Below are 7,371 nucleotides of genomic sequence, written 5' to 3'. Positions count from 1 at the left end.
CACCACCCCCCAGGTCATCCGTTCGACAGGGGGGAACAGTCATGCCGGGCCCGGAGGCCAGCGGCCCTCTTGCAGGACCGCGAAGAACATAACGGGGGAACCATGACGAGTCAGGGCGCCGGACCGTCTCAAAGTCGTGTCCATCATGCGAATGATCCAAGGAAGGCGACCCTTACGGACGTAGGGTTGGTCATGGGAGGGCCTGCGGGAAGGCCAGTCCCGGACAGCCGCCTCGAGGGAGGTCCAGTTCAGTGACCAGCCAGGTCAGTCGCCCAGCGGAGCAGGCCGACGAAGCAGTCGTGGGAGAGCAGCGCAAAGCGGCCGGAGCGAAGGATGTCCGCCGCCTCGACCGAGTGATCATCAGGTTCGCGGGGGACTCGGGTGACGGTATGCAGCTCACCGGTGACCGTTTCACCTCGGAGACCGCGTCCTTCGGCAACGACCTGTCGACGCTGCCGAACTTCCCGGCGGAGATCCGCGCGCCCGCCGGCACCCTGCCGGGTGTGTCGTCCTTCCAGTTGCACTTCGCCGACCACGACATCCTCACCCCGGGCGACGCGCCGAACGTGCTGGTGGCGATGAACCCGGCCGCGCTGAAGGCGAACATCGGCGACCTGCCGCGGGGCGCGGAGGTCATCGTCAACACGGACGAGTTCACCAAGCGGGCGATGCAGAAGGTCGGGTACGCGACCAATCCGCTGGAGGACGGGTCCCTCGACGGCTACAGCGTGCACCCCGTGCCGCTGACCACGCTCACCGTGGAGGCGCTGAAGGAGTTCGACCTCACGCGCAAGGAGGCCGAGCGCAGCAAGAACATGTTCGCGCTCGGGCTGCTGTCCTGGATGTACCACCGCCCGACGGAGGGCACGGAGAAGTTCCTCAGGGCGAAGTTCGCCAAGAAGCCCGACATCGCCGCCGCGAACATCGCCGCGTTCCGGGCCGGGTGGAACTTCGGCGAGACCACCGAGGACTTCGCGGTGTCGTACGAGGTGGCTCCGGCGGCCGCGGCGTTCCCGCCCGGCGTGTACCGCAACATCTCCGGCAACCTGGCGCTGTCCTACGGCCTGATCGCCGCCTCCCGCCAGGCCGATTTGCCGCTCTTCCTCGGCTCCTACCCGATCACCCCGGCCTCCGACATCCTGCACGAGCTGTCGAAGCACAAGAACTTCGGCGTGCGCACCTTCCAGGCGGAGGACGAGATCGCCGGTATCGGCGCGGCGCTGGGGGCGGCGTTCGGCGGGTCGCTGGCGGTGACGACGACGAGCGGTCCCGGTGTGGCGCTGAAGTCGGAGACCATCGGTCTGGCCGTCTCGCTGGAGCTGCCGCTGCTGATCGTGGACATCCAGCGCGGTGGGCCCTCCACCGGTCTGCCCACCAAGACCGAGCAGGCGGACCTGCTGCAGGCGATGTACGGCCGCAACGGCGAGGCGCCGGTGCCGGTGGTCGCGCCCCGCACCCCGGCCGACTGCTTCGACGCCGCTCTGGAGGCGGCCCGGATCGCGCTGACGTACCGGACCCCCGTCTTCCTCCTCTCCGACGGCTATCTCGCCAATGGCTCGGAGCCCTGGCGCATCCCGGACCTGGACGAGCTGCCGGACCTGCGGGTGCAGTTCGCCCAGGGCCCGAACCACACCCTGGACGACGGCACCGAGGTCTTCTGGCCGTACAAGCGCGACCCGCACACGCTGGCGCGTCCGTGGGCGATCCCGGGCACCCCGGGTCTGGAGCACCGGGTCGGCGGCATCGAGAAGGAGGACGGCACGGGCAACATCTCCTACGCCCCCGCCAACCACGACTTCATGGTCCGCACCCGGCAGGCGAAGGTCGACGGCATCGACGTCCCGGACCTGGAGGTCGACGACCCGCACGAGGCGAGGCTTCTGGTGCTGGGCTGGGGATCGACGTACGGGCCGATCACCGCGGCCGTGCGGCGGCTGCGGGCGGCCGGGGAGTCGATCGCGCAGGCGCATCTGCGGTACCTGAACCCGTTCCCGCGGAATCTCGGCACGGTGCTGGAGCGTTACGACAAGGTGGTGGTGCCCGAGATGAACCTCGGCCAGCTCGCCACCCTCATCCGGGCGAAGTACCTGGTCGACGCCCACTCGTACAACCAGGTCAACGGTATGCCGTTCAAGGCGGAGCAGCTCGCCACGGCGCTCAAGGAGGCCATCGATGGCTGAGACGTCCACGGAAGGCACGGGCACGATCGAGGCGCTTTCCCTCGTCCCCAAGGCCGAGGGACGGCAGTCGATGAAGGACTTCAAGTCCGATCAGGAAGTGCGCTGGTGCCCCGGCTGCGGTGACTACGCCATCCTCGCCGCGGTGCAGGGCTTCATGCCCGAGCTGGGGCTGGCGAAGGAGAACATCGTCTTCGTCTCGGGCATCGGCTGCTCCTCCCGTTTCCCGTACTACATGAACACCTACGGGATGCACTCCATCCACGGCCGGGCCCCCGCCATCGCGACGGGTCTGGCGTCCTCGCGGCGCGACTTGTCCGTGTGGGTCGTCACGGGTGACGGCGACGCGCTGTCCATCGGCGGCAACCACCTCATCCACGCCCTGCGGCGCAACGTCAACCTCAAGATCCTGTTGTTCAACAACCGGATCTACGGCCTGACGAAGGGCCAGTACTCCCCCACCTCCGAGGTCGGCAAGATCACCAAGTCGACGCCGATGGGCTCGCTGGACGCGCCCTTCAACCCGGTGTCGCTGGCGATCGGCGCGGAGGCGTCCTTCGTGGCGCGTACGGTCGACTCCGACCGCAAGCACCTGACCGAGGTGCTGCGCCAGGCCGCCGCCCACCCGGGCACGGCGCTGATCGAGATCTACCAGAACTGCAACATCTTCAACGACGGCGCCTTCGACATCCTCAAGGACAAGCAGCAGGCCGAGGAGGCCGTGATCCGCCTGGAGCACGGCAGGCCGATCCGCTTCGGCCACGACCTGTCCAAGGGCGTCGTACGGGACCAGCTGACCGGTGACCTGAAGGTGGTCGCGGTGACGCCGGAGAACGAGGACCAGGTGCTGGTCCACGACGCGCACGCCCCGTCCCCGACGACGGCGTTCGCGCTCTCCCGCCTCGCCGATCCGGACACCCTGCACCACACCCCGATCGGCGTGTTCCGCTCCGTCGACCGGCCCGTCTACGACACGCAGATGGCCGACCAGCTCGACACCGCCATCGAGCGGCACGGCAAGGGCGACCTCGCCGCCCTGCTGGCCGGCGGCGACACCTGGACGGTCGTCGGCTGAGCAGGCCGGACGTCAGCGACCCAAGAGGCCCGGGCTCTCCAGCCCGGGCCTCTGCACGTGCGGCCTCACGCGCCCGGCCGTCGCTACCTCGGCCACTTCCCCCTACCACTTACCACTTACCACGCCACCAGTGCCTTACTTCAAAGTTGGTACTGTCGCGTAGTTAGCGCTCCCCTTAGGGTTAGTGTCAGACGCACCCCACAAGGAGAGTTCTGATCATGAGCATTGTCGTCACCGGCGCCACCGGACACCTCGGCCGTCACGTCGTGGAGCAGCTGCTGGAGAAGGTCCCGGCCGACCAGATCACCGCCGTCGTCCGCAACGCGGAGAAGGCCGCCGGCTTCGCCGACCGCGGGGTGAGGATCGCGCTCGCGGACTACAACGCTCCCGAGACGTTCGACGGCCTGTTCTCGGCCGGGGACAAGGTGCTGCTGATCTCCGGCAACGAGTTCGACAAGGGCCGCGTGCGGCAGCACGAGGTCGTCATCGACGCCGCCAAGGCGGCCGACGTCACCCTGCTCGCCTACACCAGCGCCCTCGGCAGCCTGACCGCCGCTCTCGCCGACGACCACCGCGCCACCGAGGAGGCCATCGTGTCCTCCGGCGTGCCGTACGTGCTGCTGCGCAACGGCTGGTACCACGAGAACTACACCGAGAACCTCGCCCCCGTCCTGGAGCACAACGCGGTCGTAGCCGCCGCGGGTGAGGGCCGGGTCTCCTCCGCCTCCCGGGCCGACTACGCCGCTGCCGCCGTCGCCGTACTGACCGGCGAGGGGCACGAGAACGCGACGTACGAGCTGGGCGGCGACACGGCGTGGAGCTTCGCCGAGTACGCGGCCGAGCTGAGTCGGCAGACCGGCAGGGACATCGCCTACAACGTCGTCACGCCCGAGGTGCTCACCGGCATCCTGACCGGCGCCGGGCTGCCCGAGCCGCTGGCCGCGATCCTCGCGGGCGTGGACGTCTCCATCGAGAAGGGCGAGCTGGCCACCTTCACCGGCGACCTGAACCGTCTGATCGGCCGTCCGACCACGCCGCTCTCCGAGGCCATCACCACCGCGCTCAAGGGCTGAACTCCCCCCGGCGGGCCCTGAGCGCACCCACCCCCGCCTGTCACGACCGTATAGCGATACGGGCATGACAGGCGGGGGTGCTCGGCGTTACCGTCATGCACGCGTGTCGGACGTGCGAAGGAGGGGCCGTGACCGGGAAGCCGAGAGGTGAACGGCACATAGGACTGCTGAACGGCTTCGCGGCCTACGGGATGTGGGGGCTCGTGCCGTTGTTCTGGCCGCTGCTGAAGCCGGCGGGGGCGGTGGAGATCCTGGCCCACCGGATGGTGTGGTCGCTGGCCTTCGTGGGGGCCGCCCTGCTGGTGCTGCGACGCTGGGCCTGGACCGGCGAGCTGCTGCGGCAGCCGCGCAGGCTCGGGCTGATCACGGTCGCCGCGGCGGTCATCACCGTCAACTGGGGCGTCTACATCTGGGCCGTGAACTCCGGCCACGTCGTCGAGGCCTCGCTCGGCTACTTCATCAACCCGCTGGTCACCATCGCGATGGGTGTGCTGCTGCTGAAGGAGCGGCTGCGGCCCGTGCAGTGGGCGGCGGTCGGGATCGCCTTCTCGGCCGTGCTCGTACTGACCGTCGGGTACGGGAGGCCGCCGTGGATCTCGCTCTGCCTCGCCTTCTCCTTCGCCACGTACGGGCTGGTGAAGAAGAAGGTGGGCCTCGGCGGCATCGAGTCGCTGGCCGCCGAGACCGCGATCCAGTTCCTGCCCGCGCTGGGCTATCTGCTGTGGCTGAGCGCCGGCGGGGGCGCCACCTTCGCCGCCGAGGGACCGGGGCACGCGGCGCTGCTCGCCGCGACCGGGATCGTCACCGCGCTCCCGCTGGTCTGCTTCGGCGCGGCCGCGATCCGCGTGCCCCTGTCCACGCTGGGACTGCTGCAGTACCTGGCCCCGGTCTTCCAGTTCCTGCTCGGCGTCCTCTACTTCGACGAGGCCATGCCGCCCGAGCGCTGGGCCGGTTTCGCGCTGGTGTGGCTGGCGCTGACACTGCTCACCCTGGACGCGTGGCGCTCCGCGCGGAGGCCGAGGATCGAGATCAGCGCGCCCAGGACCACCATGGCGACGGGCACCGTCAGCGCCGTACGGAACGCGGAGAGCGTGTCCGCCGGGCCCGAGCCGGATCCGGCCGACGCCAGGCCGTAGACCGCGGTCACCGCCGAGATGCCGAGCGCCGAGCCGAACTGGATCGAGGTGTGCAGCAGCCCGCCCGCCAGGCCCTGCTCCGACTCGGCGACCCCCTCGGTCCCCGCGATCGTCAGCGGCCCGTACGCCAGCGCGAAGGCGGTGCCCGCGAGGAACAGCGTCGGGAGCATCGCCAGGTACGGCCAGTCGAGGCCGACCGGCAGGTACAGCCCGTAGGCGACGACGGCGAGCAGGAAGCCGCCGACGATGACGCGGGCGTGGCCGTAGCGGGCGACCAGCTTCGGGGTCAGTGTGGGCGCGAGCACGGCGTCGCAGCCCATGACGACCAGCGCGAGCGCGGTCTCCAGCGACGACCAGCCCCGCAGCTCCTGCAGGTACAGCGTCACCACGAACTGGAAGCCGAAGAAGGCCCCGACGAACAGCAGCGCCCCCACGTCGGCCCGTACGACCGCCCCCTCCCGCAGGATGCCGAGCCTGACGAGCGGGGCGGCGCTGCGTCGCTCTACCGCGACGAAGGCGGTGGCCAGCAGCAGCGCCGCCAGGACCGAGAGGGCCGTGAGCGGCCAGCCGTGCAGGCCGTGCTCCAGCCGTACGACGGCGAAGGCGGCCAGCAGCATCGCGCCGGCGGCGGTGATCGCGCCGGGCAGGTCGAACCCGCGGCGGTCGAACGCCGGGGTGTCCTGCCGCGGAATCAGCCGCCAGGCCGCGAGCAGCAGCGCGGCGGCCAGCAGCACCGGCGCGAAGAACACCCAGCGCCAGCCCAGCTGGGTCAGCAGACCGCCGATGACCAGGCCGAGGGAGAAGCCTCCGGCTCCCGTGCCGGCGAAGACCAGCAGCGCCTTGTCACGCTTCGGGCCCTCCTCGTACGACGTCGTGATCAGGGAGAGCGCGGCCGGCGTCATGAACGCGGCGGCGACCCCCGTGACGAAACGGGCCACGACCAGCATCCAGCCCTCGGTCGCGAAGCCGCCGAGCCCCGAGAAGGCGAGGAAGACGGTCAGCCAGACCAGGAACATGCGACGTCGGCCGAGCAGGTCGGCGGCCCGGCCGCCGAGCAGGGTGAAGCCGGCGTAGCCGAGGACGTAGGCGCTCATCACCCAGGCCGCGGTCCCCGTGGCGAGGCCCAGGTCGGAGCGGACGGTGGGGATCGCCACCGCCATCATGGCGACGTCGATGCCCTCCAGGAAGATCGTGCCGCACAGCACGAGCAGCAGCGCCCAGGCACGGGTGCCCATGGAAACACTCCTCAGGTCGGGGGTGGGGATCGGTTACGCGACTGAGGGGCTGTTACGCGGCCGCTGGTCAGTTCCCTCTTGTAACAGGGTCCAGCCTGCGGCAGCATCGGTGGGTATGGAAGAAGGCACTTCGAAGTCACCGAGTAACTGCGCGGGCACCGTGGACTACGGCGACGCCGATCCCTTCCAGTGGGACACCCGGGAGGACTGCGAGGTCCGGCAGATCCTCGACCGGGTCGCCGACAAGTGGTCGCTGCTGGTCATCGCCCTGCTGGACAAACGGCGGCTGCGCTTCACGGAGCTGCGGCGGGAGATCGACGGCATCAGCCAGCGCATGCTGACGGTCACGCTGCGGCAGCTGGAGCGGGACGGGCTCGTGAAGCGGACGGTGCACCCTGTGGTGCCGCCGCGCGTCGAGTACGAGCTCACCTCGCTGGGCCAGACGCTGCACGCGACGATCCAGTCGCTGGTGACCTGGACCGAGGAGCACCAGCAGGAGATCGCGGCGGCCCGGGCGGCGTACGACGCGCGGGAGGCGGAGGCCTCTTGAGGCCTCCTGGCGGAGTCCTCTTGGCGGATGCCTCTTGGCGGATGCCTCTTGGCGGATGCCTCTTGGCGAAGGCCTCTCAGCGGCGCCCGGGCAGGCGGTGCGGCGCGCAGGCCGGCTCCTCCCCC

General features: G+C 70.1%; 5 protein-coding genes and 1 pseudogene. 5 read left to right on the top strand and 1 reads right to left on the bottom strand.

Going from position 1 to position 7,371, the window contains the following annotated elements; all coding sequences use genetic code 11:
• The first annotated feature begins 251 nt into the window (after positions 1 to 251).
• The 4 genes from ACYVMZ_RS25845 to rarD all read left to right on the top strand — a co-directional run bounded on the left by ACYVMZ_RS25845 (position 252) and on the right by rarD (position 5,461).
• On the top strand, positions 252 to 2,180 hold the full coding sequence (locus ACYVMZ_RS25845) for a 2-oxoacid:acceptor oxidoreductase subunit alpha (protein WP_461083597.1): 1,929 nt from the start codon (positions 252 to 254) through the stop codon (positions 2,178 to 2,180).
• Positions 2,173 to 3,252 (top strand): 2-oxoacid:ferredoxin oxidoreductase subunit beta, encoded by a 1,080-nt coding sequence (locus tag ACYVMZ_RS25840; RefSeq protein WP_461083595.1) that lies wholly within the window; start codon positions 2,173 to 2,175, stop codon positions 3,250 to 3,252. The genes ACYVMZ_RS25845 and ACYVMZ_RS25840 overlap by 8 nt, the downstream gene beginning before the upstream one ends.
• 218 nt (positions 3,253 to 3,470) lie before the next feature.
• Entirely contained in the window at positions 3,471 to 4,325 is an 855-nt protein-coding gene (locus ACYVMZ_RS25835; protein ID WP_461083593.1) for an SDR family oxidoreductase, read from the top strand.
• Positions 4,326 to 4,453: 128 nt separating this feature from the next.
• Positions 4,454 to 5,461, top strand: coding sequence for an EamA family transporter RarD (rarD, locus tag ACYVMZ_RS25830; protein WP_461083591.1), 1,008 nt, complete (start codon positions 4,454 to 4,456; stop codon positions 5,459 to 5,461).
• A gap of 32 nt (positions 5,462 to 5,493) precedes the next feature.
• Here the strand turns inward: rarD and ACYVMZ_RS25825 are convergent.
• Positions 5,494 to 6,696: pseudogene (locus ACYVMZ_RS25825) on the bottom strand (MFS transporter); the annotation flags it as partial.
• Positions 6,697 to 6,811: 115 nt separating this feature from the next.
• Between ACYVMZ_RS25825 and ACYVMZ_RS25820 the strand changes: the two are divergent.
• On the top strand, positions 6,812 to 7,246 hold the full coding sequence (locus ACYVMZ_RS25820; protein ID WP_461083589.1) for a winged helix-turn-helix transcriptional regulator: 435 nt from the start codon (positions 6,812 to 6,814) through the stop codon (positions 7,244 to 7,246).
• Positions 7,247 to 7,371 lie beyond the last annotated feature (125 nt).

This window comes from Streptomyces deserti (assembly GCF_054782695.1).
Note: the sequence above shows the minus strand (reverse complement) of the source record. Positions and strands in the feature narration are given on the sequence as shown.